The 14,540-nt window shown below is 43.3% G+C and carries 15 protein-coding genes; 10 read left to right on the top strand and 5 right to left on the bottom strand.

All coding sequences use genetic code 11. The annotated features are described in order from the left end of the window. Positions 1-253 precede the first annotated feature (253 nt). The 7 genes from BDD39_RS15640 (at position 254) to BDD39_RS16695 (ending at position 7,216) form a co-directional block, all read left to right on the top strand. A complete protein-coding gene (locus tag BDD39_RS15640) occupies positions 254-1,168 on the top strand; it encodes a polyprenyl synthetase family protein (protein ID WP_166912126.1) in 915 nt (304 codons plus the stop codon). A 19-nt stretch (positions 1,169-1,187) separates the two neighbouring features. Further along, positions 1,188-1,343, top strand: coding sequence for a competence pheromone ComX (gene comX / locus BDD39_RS15635; RefSeq protein ID WP_166912124.1), 156 nt, complete (start codon positions 1,188-1,190; stop codon positions 1,341-1,343). A gap of 6 nt (positions 1,344-1,349) precedes the next feature. Continuing rightward, positions 1,350-3,878: a CPBP family intramembrane glutamic endopeptidase gene (locus tag BDD39_RS15630; protein ID WP_166912122.1), complete on the top strand. Its 2,529-nt coding sequence runs from the start codon at positions 1,350-1,352 to the stop codon at positions 3,876-3,878. Between the two features lie 9 nt (positions 3,879-3,887). Beyond that, positions 3,888-4,613 (top strand): ABC transporter ATP-binding protein, encoded by a 726-nt coding sequence (locus BDD39_RS15625; protein WP_166912120.1) that lies wholly within the window; start codon positions 3,888-3,890, stop codon positions 4,611-4,613. Continuing rightward, positions 4,606-5,493: a hypothetical protein gene (locus tag BDD39_RS15620; RefSeq protein ID WP_166912118.1), complete on the top strand. Its 888-nt coding sequence runs from the start codon at positions 4,606-4,608 to the stop codon at positions 5,491-5,493. The genes BDD39_RS15625 and BDD39_RS15620 overlap by 8 nt, the downstream gene beginning before the upstream one ends. Before the next feature lie 26 nt (positions 5,494-5,519). After that, positions 5,520-6,644, top strand: a complete 1,125-nt coding sequence (locus BDD39_RS15615) for a hypothetical protein (protein WP_166912116.1) — start codon at positions 5,520-5,522, stop codon at positions 6,642-6,644. 164 nt (positions 6,645-6,808) lie between these two features. Next, entirely contained in the window at positions 6,809-7,216 is a 408-nt protein-coding gene (locus tag BDD39_RS16695) for a HEAT repeat domain-containing protein (RefSeq protein ID WP_341801499.1), read from the top strand. Between the two features lie 30 nt (positions 7,217-7,246). Here BDD39_RS16695 and BDD39_RS15605 read toward each other — a convergent pair whose 3' ends face one another. From BDD39_RS15605 to BDD39_RS15590, 5 genes are all read right to left on the bottom strand, one after another. Then, positions 7,247-8,125, bottom strand: a complete 879-nt coding sequence (locus tag BDD39_RS15605; protein WP_166912113.1) for an IS982-like element ISGth1 family transposase — start codon at positions 8,123-8,125, stop codon at positions 7,247-7,249. A 757-nt stretch (positions 8,126-8,882) separates the two neighbouring features. After that, positions 8,883-9,065, bottom strand: coding sequence for a zinc ribbon domain-containing protein (locus BDD39_RS16805; RefSeq protein WP_425057547.1), 183 nt, complete (start codon positions 9,063-9,065; stop codon positions 8,883-8,885). 308 nt (positions 9,066-9,373) lie between these two features. Further along, positions 9,374-9,583, bottom strand: coding sequence for a hypothetical protein (locus BDD39_RS16510; RefSeq protein WP_243846045.1), 210 nt, complete (start codon positions 9,581-9,583; stop codon positions 9,374-9,376). A 71-nt stretch (positions 9,584-9,654) separates the two neighbouring features. After that, a complete protein-coding gene (locus BDD39_RS15595; RefSeq protein ID WP_166912111.1) occupies positions 9,655-10,452 on the bottom strand; it encodes a VOC family protein in 798 nt (265 codons plus the stop codon). 59 nt (positions 10,453-10,511) lie between these two features. Beyond that, the gene (locus tag BDD39_RS15590; protein WP_166912110.1) at positions 10,512-11,093 is read right to left on the bottom strand and encodes a hypothetical protein; all 582 of its coding nucleotides are present in this window, start codon (positions 11,091-11,093) and stop codon (positions 10,512-10,514) included. Positions 11,094-11,287: 194 nt separating this feature from the next. Between BDD39_RS15590 and gatC the strand changes: the two genes are divergently transcribed. From gatC to gatB, 3 genes are read left to right on the top strand one after another with little or no spacing between them, the layout of a single operon-like run. Further along, positions 11,288-11,578: an Asp-tRNA(Asn)/Glu-tRNA(Gln) amidotransferase subunit GatC gene (gene gatC, locus BDD39_RS15585; RefSeq protein WP_166912108.1), complete on the top strand. Its 291-nt coding sequence runs from the start codon at positions 11,288-11,290 to the stop codon at positions 11,576-11,578. Between the two features lie 13 nt (positions 11,579-11,591). After that, positions 11,592-13,052, top strand: a complete 1,461-nt coding sequence (gene gatA, locus BDD39_RS15580) for an Asp-tRNA(Asn)/Glu-tRNA(Gln) amidotransferase subunit GatA (protein WP_166912106.1) — start codon at positions 11,592-11,594, stop codon at positions 13,050-13,052. Positions 13,053-13,064: 12 nt separating this feature from the next. Next, complete coding sequence (gene gatB, locus BDD39_RS15575) at positions 13,065-14,495, top strand: Asp-tRNA(Asn)/Glu-tRNA(Gln) amidotransferase subunit GatB (RefSeq protein ID WP_166912104.1); 1,431 nt, start codon at positions 13,065-13,067, stop codon at positions 14,493-14,495. Positions 14,496-14,540 lie beyond the last annotated feature (45 nt).

Below are 14,540 nucleotides of genomic sequence, written 5' to 3'. Positions count from 1 at the left end.
CTCTGCGCAGGCAGGGAGGGTTTTAGCTTTATGAAAACAGATATAAATTCATTTTTAACCTCTGGCACATCTAAAACTATTACTGTTCTCTTTGAAATACTGCTCCTAATAGTTAAATCTTGAATTTGAAAGGCCTCTTTGCAAATGGCAAAGAGGTTTTGTTTTAGAATTTTTTTATCGATATGGAGAAGGAATTTTACAAATTTTGTCGTAATTTATCTATTTAGGAAATATTATATAAGATGTTGGTGAAATGATGGAAAAAGAGACAGTTAAGATTAAAATGAGAGAGATCGTCGAAGCATCTTTTTCTGCGCCATCTTTAAAAGAAGCGGTATTGACATTGATAGAAGAGCAAGCAAAACGAAGCGACTTTTTGTTTGGTCGCTTAGCTAGTGTGCATTATCAGATGTTTTCCGAAAACATCAAGGAAGCCGAACAAATCGCAACGGCTGTAGAACTGATGATGTTAGCGGGGGATCTACTCGATGACCTCGTTGATCAGGACGGCTTGGAAACTTCGTGGAGCAATGCACCTCTTGCCATCTTCCTTCATATCGTTATCGGGTTATTGCTCCTAGGACAAAAAGCAATTGCAGATTTACCCATCGATGATCATAAAAAAGTAAAGGCACAGTCATATATTTTATCTCGATTGTTTCAAAGTTTAAATGGGCAACATATGAATCTCACACATGATATACAAACAGAAGCTGAGTATTTAGAAGTGATGAAGAAAAAATCGGGTTCTCTAGTAGCAATGGCTTGTTTAGTCGGAACTGCATTAGCAGGTGCTGAAAGGAACACTGTCATCATTGAAAAGTATGCCAATGATATAGGAATCGCTGCGCAAATCGACAATGATATCGATGCGTTGTATCGTTGGGATGAGAAGAACGACATCAAAGCAAAGAAGAAGTCGCTTCCGGTATTGTACATGCTGGCAAGTAAACGGGATAACTTATTGAAACAGTATTTTAGCAATCATATTGATTACAATGAGCTTTATGCCCAAAAAGAAAAAGTGATTCAGCAAATGGAACAGGAAGGAGCGTTTTATTATGCTAAAGTGATGAGCCAGATTTACAAGGAAAAGGCTTTGCAAGAAATCGAGAAACTGGATGTAGACGATAGGTACAAATCCGCACTGAAAACAATTATTTTGTAATGTTGGAGGGGGATCTGCGATGCAAGAAATCATTCGCTTTTTAGTAGAACATCCAGAAGTCATCGAAAAATTACAAAATGGTACGGTGAGCTTGATAGGTTTAAGTGAGTTAGAGGTAAAAGCGATTGTAGAGGTATTTGGTGAATCAATTAAGCCACTCGAATATTGGGTGTAGAGAAAAATGAATCGAACAACTATAATAGCCTTTATTGTTGCGTCTGTTCTTGTTTTATACCTCACCATTTTAAATTTGCAATACCCATTAATCGGAATCAATGTAGTTGAAAAGAATGGGGAAACCTTTGTAAAAGAAATTTATGAGTTTGGTTGGGCAAAAAATCATAATATTCAAGTACATGATCGAGTGCTTAAAGTGGATGGAAAGCCCCCTTTGTCCCATTTTACTGTTCGGGAATACGGTGCAATTGAGCAAGCAAAAACCGTTACCATTCAGAGAGGAAATCAAATCCAAGTATTCACAATATCGTATGAACCAAATTTAATCAGTCAATTCATGTACTACCTCATTTTGCCGATAAGTTTTTTTATTTTCGTTGCTAGTTTAAGTGTCTTTTTACTTCGCTTGCGGACACATGATAAACCATCTACAGTGCTTATTTATTTTTTATTATTGGCGGGTCTTTGCTATATAAGTGCTAGCTTATCAGCGAAATATGAAACGATTGGAAGACAAATATTTATTGGCACATTTTTGTTTCTACCTGTTATATTTTTGCATTTTCTTTATGATTATTTTGAAAAAGAGAAGAAAGTGTGGTTTACGAAAAAAATTGTTTTTCTTCTTTATAGAGTTAATTTAATCGAGTTTGTTGGTTTAAAACTTCATTGGATAAGTGAGAAAAAATTTCTATTAGGTGCATTGCTGCTTAACGTTGCTACGATCTTGGCCTTGTTAGGAAAAGGATTAGTTTATCTTAAAAAAGATGAACAGCAACATACGGTCAGAGGTTTGCTTTTAGCCATTGGACTATCTGCCGCACCATTTGTTTTATTTTATAGTCTCCCGGTTCTAATCATTGGAAAATGGGTACTACCAGCCGAATTAACCGTTACTTCGCTTTTTGTGTTGCCATCCGTCTTTCTTTATTTAATTGGTATGGATCGGCTGTTTCGATTACAGTTTTCCATCAATCACTTTGTGTACTATGCTTTTTTATCATTACTTCCGTCTTTTCTTGTTACATTGCTTTATGCCAAATTTGTCAATAAAGCGGGGAGACTTGCTGAACTCGTTTTGTTGTTTTTACTGATTTATGTAATAAATATCCTTGCTCTCTATTTAAAAGGATATTTCGATCGAACATTAAGAGCGAAGTTATATGTACAAAAAAACTTTTATCAAGAAAGTATATATCGAATCAGTGAAACATTAAAAAAACAGAAAAACATGCGAGAAGTGATACAATTCCTAGAAAAAGAGGTGAGAGAAGTATTAGATATAGAGAATCTGGCTTTTGTACAATTAGCGATCAGAGATATGCAAGCACCTTTTCATTGCGATGAAAAAGAGTGGACGAAGTTAACCAAAAAGATGGATAGACAACCACTTTCGATTGGAAAAATTATTGAAAATAAGCGTTTGTTTGCGGTTTTTGTAGGCTCGTTCCGGCAAAGTCCTTTACTATTAATAGGAAAAAAGAAACATCCTATTCCATTTCGGTCAGAACAAAAAGATTGGTTATCAACCATTGTCTATTATGCCAGCGTCACGATTGAAAATATGTTAAAAGTAGAGGATGTCATAAAAGAGTTAGGTAGCTTAAAGGAGGGTATTGTCTGGCAAGTTCATATGGAGCCAGAGATTTTTGCTCCCACTCTCAGCCAGGTGGTGCAACGTGAGTTTTTGGATAAAGTGCTGAACCTTTCGGGTGTGCTGGGATCTTTTATTGCAGCTGTGATCGGACTTCTGATTATCACCATAGAAGGCGGTAAATTGAATTGGAATTTTGGTGGAGTGTTGGCCGCAATCATCTTATTCGCTGTTGTACTTGTAACCAACGATGGATTTGAATTTTCTATGATTAACTCGTATGATGTGCGGGTCAATCAACGCGCTATTCGTATGCTAACACTTGTAATGTCACTGTTTCAAGCGATCGCAACGATGTGCGTGGTGTTAATCAGTACGTCGGTCGGCCTATTTTTGACAGAGCAGATCGGCATCTCCGCGTTTGAACATCCGGTCAATCAGATAATTGTTGGAGTAACAGCCGGTATTGCTTGTCTTGGTGGAATGACATGGCTCAATGCTATGTTGCAATCGACAGGAAAAGTTCGCATTGCGCCAGAGCTGTCTGACTATACGATGTTTGTTTCAGGATACAACTGGAAAGGTGCCCTAAGCATGAGCTTGCAAAGTTCGATCGGAGAAGAAGCGATCTATCGGTTAATGGGAATTCCTGTTATAGTGTGGTTGACCCATCAGCCTTGGTTAGCTGTGTTGGTTACGTCATTGCTTTGGGCTATTATTCATACAGGGACTGGTACGCATCCACGCATCATCCGATGGAGCGAGATCGTTGCATTGGGTTTCGTCATGGGAGAGTTGTACCTACAGTATGGCTTTATTGCTGCATTGGTTGCACATTTCATTCACAATTTCATTTTGATGTTTGCACCGATTGCTCTAACCAAATCGAAGATAAATCGTAAAGCTTTGCCAATCAACAACGCAGTGACTAAAGGATAGGTGGGAAGAATGAATAATATTCTGACTGTTAAGAATATAACCAAACGATACCGCAATGGTTCAGGAATTCATAATGTTCATTTTACCGTGAATCAAGGAGAAATTGTGGGACTACTAGGAGCGAATGGAGCAGGAAAAACCACTACCATTCGCTGTTGTCTTGGTCTGTTAGGTCCGAATACGGGCAGCGTGACAGTTGGTGAATTACCAGCTGGGTCACCTGAAGCTTTGAAATCCATTGCCTTTATTCCCGATAATCCGAATCTGTATCCGCTCTTGACAGTCGAAGAGCACCTCTATTTCCGAGCAAAGGCATTTGATCTTAAAGGAGATATTAAGATGCTTGTAGAAGCGGCTTTGCAAGAAGTAGGGCTTTTTGAATTTGCAACTCGTATGGGTGGCGAGTTGTCTCGTGGGCAGCGTCAACGGGTAATTTTGGCAGGAGCGGTTTTACAAAATGCCTCTCTTTATGTTTTGGATGAACCGACAGCTGGCCTAGATCCCGTCTCGATCCAATGGCTAATCGATTGGCTGAAAGTCAAAGCTCAACAGGGAGCGGGTGTGCTGGTTTCTACGCATAACCTTGATTTTCTCTGTAAAGTCGCAACGCGTGTTGTCGTGCTCTCTCAGGGGCAAGTGATTAGAGAAGATATGGTTCCGACGGAGGAAGAGAAATTTCAACACTGGCAAGAGCAGATTGTCAATCTGCTTAAGGGGGAGAAAAAGGATGATTAGGATCCTACACCTTTTGGCGCTTAACAGCATCCGTCAACTTCGCACCGGGATGGGAGTCCGTGGAATGCTGTTGGTTTCGAGTGTTTTTTTCGCTCTTTCGTTTGCCGCTCAATACTTGGTTTTGTCCCATTTGAATGATATGCAATCAAGTGCCACTACCATTGGATGGGGTCTTATTGGAATGCTTTTGTTTTTTTCATTGATAGGGCCTACTTCCACTCAATTGCCAAGTAAAATGGAAGATGTATTTTGGATATATACGACCCCTTATTCAATTCGAAAGGTTGCTCTTGCCGTTGCCGTCTGGAGAGGATTGCTTCGATTTGGTATTTGGCTGTTGTCAGCTCTGATGGCAAACTTGGCAAATCTATTGTTGAAGGGCATTTCAAATTTCGATTTTCTTAGTGTGCTGTACGGTTTACCCGTCCTTTTTGCCCTTTCCTTGTGGCAGGTAGGAGCTTCCTGCACCCGTGGACATAAACTCCTTTCTAAATTGCTCTTTTGGTTTTCGTTGATTGGTGGTTTGCTTATCCTAAGTTTGGTCGTGATGCTGTTAAAGGACGGAAAAATTGTTCATGGTTTGTTGGCTGGCTCATTGTTCGTACTTGCCCAAGGTATGGGAGGAGTTATGATTGGATTGACTAATTCTTTGGGATTTTTGGAGATTGGTCTTATCATCCTGGTTGGGTTGATCTTTTTGTTCGTTCCCTCGCAGAGCAAAATCAAAGAGAATGCTGTGATGGACGCCATTTATTGGGCAGACATAGCAAGCCGGAACAACATGCCGATGTCAACAACTAAGTATAAGAAAGGCGCCACTTCTTGGCGGGGGGGGGCGCAAAGTATCGCAAAGAGTGGGCTTTTCTATGGATGGAGTTAGCAGTGTTACGCAGAAGGCGGCTACGAATGACTTTTCAATTTCTGTTGTCGGTTGCGGTTGTAGCTTTGGTGGCTCGCAAGTACTCCTTGCTGCTCTATTTTTTGCCGATACTAGTTGCCTTTTCTACTCTGTTCAGCGGCTATTACTCGGGTACGATGCGTCATCTGCAGACGGGAGACTTGATGCTTTTGCCTGGTAAACTAAGCAAGAAAGTGATCGGTTCTGAGATACCCTATCTGTTATTTGCGCTGTTTAACCTGTTGATGTATTTGGTCGTGGGTGGTTTCGCTGCCCAGTGGAAGATCGATCGAATTATTGATCTTTTTGCCATTTGTATCGGAGTGGTGGTAATTACATATAGTATTCGCATTATGAGCATTGCTCGGGCCAATTTCCAAGACGGTCGAGTGACTCCTGTCTCGTATTTTTATAATGTCTTTCGTTTATTTTTCGTGGCTATTCTGCTTAACTTTCTTCTGATGGAAGTGACTGTTCGGTTAGACGGCAATCCTGCACCAGTGTTGTTGGTGAGTGATCTTCTGGCTGGATGGTTGACTTGGATAGCGGCCCTACGGTTTCTCAAAAGCAGCACGCTAAAGGGAGGACAGGCGGGGATGGCCAAAAAATGGGATTACACGTCCTCCATTTTGGCAATCTCTATTTGTGCAGTTCTTGCCTTTACAGGATATCTTATTTATAACCGAACTCATCTTGAACCACAACCGGCTATCGCTGGCATCAAATGCGATATGATGGAGCAAGACCGCTATCACATCCATGTGCATCTCGATATTTATGTCGATGGAAAGCACCAAACACTACCAAAATTTATCGGAATCTCGGAAAAGGGTGGTTGTATGTATTGGCTACATACTCATGATGATTCCGGTATTATTCATGTAGAGTCGCCAGTGAAAAAGGATTATACGCTAGGCGAATTTTTTCTAATCTGGCACAAACCATTGTCGAAAAAGCAGGTTGCTGATTGGGTGGCACCAAGTGGTACGGAAGTGAAAGCCTATGTCAATGGCAAGGAATATACAGGCGACCCGTCGAATATAATCTTAGATGCTCATGAGGAAATTGTCTTGCAAATTGGCCCTTCCTGGGTAACACCTCCTAGTTCTTATAAGTTTCCACCAAACTTATAAGAAGCTAGATGAAAATGATTAAAAAGAAAGGAATGTGAAAATAATATGGATCCAAAAGATTTGATGAAGAAAGAAACAAACGCTCTCACCTCTTACGTGCAAGCGTTGGGAAAAAGGGAGTCGATGTGGGAGGCCGCTAAAACGCTAATCAAACAGGGAGATGCATCAGTGCCTGCATTAGTCGAAGGGTTAAGGGATCCTCTGATCACAATGTACGGTCAATTTCTGCTGTTGTGCTCGGGGAGCTTGGACCTGTTGCGTCGCAAGCGGTCCCTGAACTTATTCAGTTCTTGAAAGATGGCAATCAGGAGGCACGCATGTCTGCTGCCTTGTCCCTGATGAGAATCGGTCCCGCTGCAGAGGAAGCGCTTGAACAGTGTCTAAAAAATGAGGATAAGGAGGTACAGTTTTGGGCAGCTTGGGCGTTAGTCATGAACAATCCGACCAAGCTACATGCTCTCCCGATCTTGCAAGAAGGATGGAACAACAGCAACGACAAATATAAACATCTGGCGGCGGCGGAAGCTTTGTTCAAAGCGATGAATCGCAAGATCGACGAACTGAAAGAATAAGTTTAGTATACCCGTGGTGCTAGTTGAGTTTTAACACTCAACTAGCCCAAGAACAACAAGGGAGTAAGCCAGTAAAATACCATCCAGTGCCGTTTCAAATCCAGAAACCGAGTTCGCTCGAATCTCGGTGATCCGATACGAATCGACTAAAATCGAAAACACGGTTTCAATCACTTTGCGTTTTCGTTTCATCCACTGTTTCCATGCGTCGGATTGGAGAATTCGCTGATTTTTTCGAACGGGCGTCCAAAAAGCGACTCGATGCTCTTCGTACAGCTTCTTTTGTAGTTTTTGGCTGATGTACCCTTTGTCACCTGGGTTATATGGATGTGGAATTTGCGTCATGACGGTTTCAGCGGCCACCCGATCGTGACAAGACGCTTCAGTGACGACATATCCCATCGGAAGCCCTTGGTCGGTGACCTGCAGATGAAGTTTCAACCCATAGAAAGCGATCTTTTTCGAAGCACAATAGCCAATATCCGCAATTCCACGAAACCGTTTGGCACGATACATTCGGGATGAATGACACAGCTCGATCGGCAAACTGTCCACGACCGCATACGCATGGTGTTGTCCACGCTTGGCCAGCTGGTGCCGCATCCACTTGATCGCAAAGCCAAGCGCTCGGCAGCGACGGTTGTATCGAGAACGTTCAGGGAACAAGTCCTTGGAAAACAAATTCCCGATCACAAACCGGTGCCAAGCCCGTTCGGAAGTGAAGCCTAACAACTTTCCAAGGATATGGACGGCGATGATGACCTCGTCCTTCTGTTTCAACAAATGAAGATTTCGACGTTGAAGATGAATCTGGATACTCGATAGTTGAGCTGATACAAAACACAAAATCGATACATATTGTTTTTGAAGTTTGGCTCGATCTGTTGTAAAATGAAAGTGCTCTTGCATGTGAATTCTCCTTTTAAATGTTTGGTCGCACTTTCATTTTAAGGAGATCCTCATGCAAGGGCTATTTTTATGCTTGTCTGATTTTATCTAGCACCACGGGTGTTTAGTATAAAAAGTGGAATTTACTATATAACCTGAATCCGTGATAGACAAATTCAAGTTTTTTAAAAGGAGATCAATCACAAAAATATATTTATGGCTCTTCACCACAAAATGTACTTGACGATCAAGTCTTTTGGTACGTAAGGATACAAAAAAGCGAAATTTCCTGTATGGTAAAGGTGAGCAAATCATCAACCATGGAGGAATTTCCGCTTACCATCTTCGTTTATCAAAGATAAGAAAAAGAAGAAGACGATAAGCGTATGCTTTACCGAAAAATAATATTTCTTCTCAAATCGATTGGCTAAAAGATCATACACACAGTATATAATTGCATGAATTAGATGATCATTCCGATGTGCGAAAATATCTCCTCCAAAGTACATCAATCTAAAATGAACCTCTCCCACCTTCATTCCATAAAGAGGTGGGAGTTTCTTACTATCTCCGTCGAAGAAGCTTCTGCGCAGAAGAACGCGGTCTCCTTCTACTCGATGAATTCATCGGAAGCCTTCCCGATGGATTCCGTAAGCAACATCGGCACCACACCGATGGGGCGGTCCAACCCTTCTACTACTTCTTGCTTGTGCAATCCGTAGATACGTTATCTTCGTTTGTATGCTCCAGTGTTTGAAGGTGCCGAGCGGTGCTTTGCTTAAGATATTTCTCGTTCCATGAACGTCACGATGTTCCTCATACCCACACCGGCACACAAACAGGCAGGAAGACACTTTTTTCTCTTTTGACAGACAGGACATGTTTGTCTGGTATATGACTCTTCGATTGCATGCAAGTGAATGCCATGCTGAGTCAGCTTATAAGGGAAATACTTCTTCACTTTCCCAAATGACCAATTCGGGAGTTTTGCGCTTGTTTGCGGCTTGCCCGCTTTTTCTTTCTCGTGTTCCGCTGCACTACTTCGACGTTTCCGATATACACATCAGAGGCGGCCTGCTTTATTTAAACACCAGTCGACAAACTGTTTCGTTATTTTATGTAGCGCATCTCGCAACTGTCTTTCAGATTTTGATAACAAATATTGTTTTGCCCGTTCATACTTTTTCCATTGACGCGATCCTTTTTGACATTTAGATTGGCACAACTGAATTTCCGTCAGTTTTTTATTCCCCAACTGGTGAAGGGAGCTTATTTTTCTTCCAGTGATGAGAAGGGCTTGACCGTTTTCGCAAAACGCTCCAATGGTATACACTTTCCCAAGATCGACTCGACGGATGAACCGAGTTCATACGCTTTGACCTCTTGCCCATCTTCATACGTCACGGTCAAATAAAGACCGTGATCAAAGCAGCATTCGATTTCTTTGATCGCTCCCTTTGGCAGACGCGACGCATACACGACGATCGGCTTTTCCCGTGATGAATGCCCATCGACAGTTCAATTTTTCCGTTTTCATACGCTTTGAAACGTTACGTGGAAAAATGATAAATCCCATTTTTTATATGGACAACTTTATTTTCCAGCATTCCGGTGATTCCACATAAAAACGGACGGTTGATGAGAGCGCTGTCGATGGTGATAGTGAGGCTTTTTGTCTCATACAAGCGTATCGCTATGTTTCCAATCGGAAGTTCGGAATAGGTGCCAAATTCATCGCTGCTTTCCGTTACGGACTGGCGAGGTACATCAAATAAGCGGCAATATTTTTGCAACGACTTGTCAAGATGGCTTACATTCACTCCGATATACGAAAGGGATGGGGTTCCGATGCTGTGCTGCATGAGAGAGGCCATTTCGTTAGCGCGGACCTCTTCGGGTTCGCCCCATTGGATAAAAAACGGATAGCGGCATGTGTCATCTTGTTCGTCGTTAATGAATAGCATCGACCAGCTTAATACTTTGCCATCCTCACGTTTTCGGCTTCCGGAAAAGGGGCCTATCGGCTTTAGTCCTTTTGCCTGGATATGGGCGATGGCAGCATCGATATCGTCCGTGCGGAATGCCAATTGCGAAAAGCCTTCTCCTTTGGAGGAGTCCGCGACGATTTGCTGGATCAATACGTTGTCGGAAGTTTTCGCTTTATCAAAGTCCATAAAGCCAATCCATTCAATGTACCGCAGTCCTGTAAAGTAGTTCAGGCAGTTATACGTTCCCCAAGAAGGGTGATTTCCTCCGTTTATAGCATGAAATCCGATAAGCTGAAACGCGGTTTTCGCTTCTTTGGGATTTTTTGTAAAATGGACGAGATGGTCAAACGTGATATCCATGCTGGCTGCTCTCCTTTTTGTAAAAGTAAGAGGGGCGAGAACTGTTTGGTAATAAATGCCTAAAAGAGCCTGCTTTTCATTTTATATATCTCTCGCTCGTTCTCTGTCGTTTTATGGACGGCAAAATCGACATCAAGCTGAATATTGTCTAGCCGTTCGTTCAGTTGCTCGTAATGGGAATCTGCTTTTTCCTCGAGTTCGTGAAGGCCTTGTTTGAGAGAAGTGATTTCACCGTGGATGTTGTGTACGTCCGTTGCGAGGGCTTCGAGTTTGGCATCTGTTTCATCTTGCCGGTGAAGAAGTGCCGTCATTAGTTCGTTCAGTTCCTTTAGTCCGGATTTCAAATAAGTTTGTTCTTCTTCTAATCGCTTTTGACCTTGGAGCAGTATTTGTTGTTCTTGTCGGATCGTTTGCTGCTCCTGCCGGATGGATTCCTGCTCTTTTCGGATGGCTTCTTGTTCTTTTCGAATAACTTCTTGTTCTTTTCGAATGGCCTCTTGCTCTTTTCGAATAGTTTCTTGCTCTTTTCGGATAGCCAGCTGTTCTTCCTCTAACCGTTTTTGCCCTTCGACAAGATCGTGCAATGTGCCTTCGATATTGCCAAGCCTGTCAAGCACTTGCAGGAGAACCGCTTCATTCATAAAAAATCCCCCATTTCACGCCTGCCTTGGCTATTTGAAGCTATTATAGCACATATGTTCGTTTCTATCAAGAATATAGTTGAAAGCCGCTTTTGTATTCTTGTACAGAACGCGCGGCAAATGTTGCTTCATTCGTTGAAAGTTTGGTATCATCATAGTATTGTGATAGGTCGAACTCATTGGAGGTGAAAAAGATGTCGAGAATTTCCATCGAACAAGTCAAACACGTGGCACATTTGGCGCGTTTGGCGATTACCGATGAAGAAGCGGAAATGTTTGCGAAGCAGTTGGACGCGATTATTACGTTTGCTGAGCAATTAAATGAACTCGATACAGAGAACGTTCCGCCAACCTCGCACGTGCTTGATATGAAAAACGTGATGCGCGAAGATGTGCCGACACCGGGGCTTCCGCTTGAAGAAGTGTTGAAAAACGCGCCGGACCATCAAGACGGCCAGTTTCGCGTACCGGCGATTTTAGAGTAAGGAGGGGGAAGCAATGTCATTATTTGACCATAAAATTTCCGAATTACATAGCCTTTTACAAAAAAAAGAAATTTCGGTATCTGATTTAGTCGATGAGTCGTTCCGCCGCATTGGCGAAGTGGAAGAACAAGTGCAAGCGTTTTTAACACTAAATGAAGAAAACGCGCGCGCGAAAGCGAAAGAGTTAGATGACAAGCTAGCGAAAGAAGGAAACGATTTTGGCGTGCTTTTTGGCATGCCGATTGGCATTAAAGATAATATTGTAACAAAAGGATTGCGTACAACATGTGCCAGCAAAATTTTATATAACTTTGACCCAATTTATGACGCAACGGTTATGGAGCGCTTAAACGAAGCCGGTGCGATTACGATTGGAAAATTAAACATGGACGAGTTTGCCATGGGGTCTTCTACGGAAAACTCCGGTTTTCAGCTCACGCGCAACCCGTGGGATTTAGAGCGCGTACCAGGCGGCTCCAGCGGCGGTTCCGCTGCGGCAGTAGCGGCAGGCGAAGTACCGTTTGCTTTAGGTTCGGATACGGGCGGTTCGATTCGCCAGCCGGCGGCATTTTGTGGAGTTGTCGGGCTGAAACCTACATACGGCCGTGTATCGCGCTTCGGGCTTGTCGCGTTTGCCTCTTCGCTTGACCAAATCGGCCCGATTACACGAACGGTCGAGGATAACGCCTACTTATTGCAAGTCATCGCTGGTTTAGATCCAATGGATTCGACATCGGCAAATGTGGAAGTGCCAAACTATGTAGAGGCGCTTACCGGCGACATTAAAGGCTTAAAAATCGCCGTGCCAAAAGAATATTTAGGCGAAGGCGTTGCGGAAGAAGTGCGTCAGTCGGTGCTCGATGCGCTGAAAGTGCTCGAGAAATTAGGAGCGACATGGGAAGAAGTATCGCTGCCGCACTCCAAATACGCGCTAGCGACGTACTACCTGCTTGCGTCTTCGGAAGCATCGGCGAACTTGGCCCGCTTTGACGGCGTCCGTTACGGCTATCGCACGGATAATGCGAAAAACTTAATTGATATGTATAAACAAACGCGCAGCGAAGGCTTCGGCAACGAAGTAAAACGCCGCATCATGCTCGGTACGTTCGCGTTAAGTTCCGGCTATTATGACGCGTATTACAAAAAAGCGCAAAAAGTGCGTACATTAATCAAACAAGATTTCGAAAAGGTATTTGAAAAATACGACGTCATTATCGGACCAACGACGCCGACACCAGCGTTTAAAATCGGCGAAAAAACGAACGACCCGTTAACAATGTACGCGAACGACATTTTAACGATTCCAGTAAACCTTGCCGGTGTTCCTGGCATTTCTGTACCGTGCGGCTTTGTGAACGGCTTGCCGGTCGGATTGCAAATCATTGGCAAACATTTTGATGAAAGCACGATTTATCGTGTCGCTCATGCGTTCGAGCAAGCGACTGACTATCATAAACAAAAACCAGTGTTATAAGGGGGGAACATGATGAACTTTGAAACGGTCATTGGTCTTGAAGTTCACGTCGAGCTAAAGACAAAATCGAAAATTTTCTCGAGCAGCCCAAACGCGTTCGGAGCGCCCCCAAACACGCAAACGAACGTGATCGATTTAGGCTATCCAGGGGTTCTTCCGGTCTTGAATAGACAAGCGGTAGAATTTGCGATGAAAGCGGCGATGGCGCTCAACTGCGAAATCGCGACGGAAACGAAATTTGACCGCAAAAACTACTTTTATCCGGACAACCCGAAAGCATACCAAATTTCGCAATATGACCAGCCGCTTGGCAAAAACGGCTGGATTGAAATCGAAGTGAACGGCAAAAAGAAAAAAATCGGCATCACGCGCATTCATTTGGAAGAAGACGCTGGAAAACTAACGCACACCGGCGATGGCTATTCACTGGTCGATTTTAACCGCCAGGGTACGCCGCTCATTGAAATCGTGTCAGAACCGGACATCCGCTCGCCAGAAGAAGCGTATGCCTACTTGGAAAAATTAAAGTCGATTATCCAATATACAGGCGTATCCGATTGCAAAATGGAAGAAGGTTCGCTTCGCTGCGACGCCAATATTTCATTGCGTCCGATCGGCTCGGACAAGTTCGGCACGAAGACGGAGCTGAAAAACTTAAACTCGTTTAACTTCGTGCGCATGGGGCTCGAGTACGAAGCAAAACGCCAGGAGAAAATTTTGCTTTCCGGCGGCGTCATCCAGCAGGAAACGCGGCGCTTTGACGAAGCGACAAAAACAACGGTGCTCATGCGCGTGAAAGAAGGTTCGGAAGACTACCGCTACTTCCCAGAGCCGGACCTTGTCATGCTGTATATTGACGATGAATGGAAAGAACGCGTTCGTGCGTCGATTCCAGAGCTTCCGGATGCCCGTAAAAAACGCTACATCGAAGAACTTGGGCTGCCGGAATACGACGCGAAAGTGCTGACGCTAACGAAAGAAATGGCCGATTTCTTCGAAGCGACGGTCGCAAACGGAGCCGATCCGAAATTGGCATCCAACTGGCTCATGGTCGAAGTGTCCGGCTATTTAAACGCCGAACAAAAAGAGCTGCATGATATTGCTTTAACACCAGAAAGCTTAGCGGGTTTGATTAAGCTGATTCAAAACGGCACAATTTCTTCGAAAATCGCGAAAAAAGTATTTAAAGAGCTCGTTGAAAAAGGCGGGGACCCAGAAAAAATCGTCAAAGAAAAAGGACTTGTGCAAATTTCTGATGAGGCGACATTGCGCAAAATCGTTCTCGAAGTGCTGGATGCCAATCCACAGTCGATCGAAGACTATAAAAACGGTAAAGACCGCGCGCTTGGCTTCTTAGTCGGACAAGTGATGAAAGCGACAAAAGGACAAGCCAACCCGCCGCTTGTCAACAAACTATTGATCGAAGAAATGCAAAAACGATAAATGGAGAAAGCTGGCTGCATATGCAGCCGGCTTTTGCTTTGTTTA

Origin of the sequence: Saccharococcus thermophilus (assembly GCF_011761475.1) — a bacterium.
In the GTDB taxonomy this organism is placed as follows: domain Bacteria; phylum Bacillota; class Bacilli; order Bacillales; family Anoxybacillaceae; genus Saccharococcus; species Saccharococcus thermophilus.
Note: the sequence above shows the minus strand (reverse complement) of the source record. Positions and strands in the feature narration are given on the sequence as shown.

Excerpts from the sequence above, each read along its gene's own strand:
- BDD39_RS15640 (WP_166912126.1), top strand. The coding sequence starts at position 254 with ATGATGGAAAAAGAGACAGTTAAGATTAAAATGAGAGAGATCGTCGAA.
- comX (WP_166912124.1), top strand. The coding sequence starts at position 1,188 with ATGCAAGAAATCATTCGCTTTTTAGTAGAACATCCAGAAGTCATCGAA.
- BDD39_RS15630 (WP_166912122.1), top strand. The coding sequence starts at position 1,350 with ATGAATCGAACAACTATAATAGCCTTTATTGTTGCGTCTGTTCTTGTT.
- BDD39_RS15625 (WP_166912120.1), top strand. The coding sequence starts at position 3,888 with ATGAATAATATTCTGACTGTTAAGAATATAACCAAACGATACCGCAAT.
- BDD39_RS15620 (WP_166912118.1), top strand. The coding sequence starts at position 4,606 with ATGATTAGGATCCTACACCTTTTGGCGCTTAACAGCATCCGTCAACTT.
- BDD39_RS15615 (WP_166912116.1), top strand. The coding sequence starts at position 5,520 with ATGACTTTTCAATTTCTGTTGTCGGTTGCGGTTGTAGCTTTGGTGGCT.
- BDD39_RS15605 (WP_166912113.1), bottom strand. The coding sequence starts at position 8,125 with ATGCAAGAGCACTTTCATTTTACAACAGATCGAGCCAAACTTCAAAAA.
- BDD39_RS15595 (WP_166912111.1), bottom strand. The coding sequence starts at position 10,452 with ATGGATATCACGTTTGACCATCTCGTCCATTTTACAAAAAATCCCAAA.
- BDD39_RS15590 (WP_166912110.1), bottom strand. The coding sequence starts at position 11,093 with ATGAATGAAGCGGTTCTCCTGCAAGTGCTTGACAGGCTTGGCAATATC.
- gatC (WP_166912108.1), top strand. The coding sequence starts at position 11,288 with ATGTCGAGAATTTCCATCGAACAAGTCAAACACGTGGCACATTTGGCG.
- gatA (WP_166912106.1), top strand. The coding sequence starts at position 11,592 with ATGTCATTATTTGACCATAAAATTTCCGAATTACATAGCCTTTTACAA.
- gatB (WP_166912104.1), top strand. The coding sequence starts at position 13,065 with ATGAACTTTGAAACGGTCATTGGTCTTGAAGTTCACGTCGAGCTAAAG.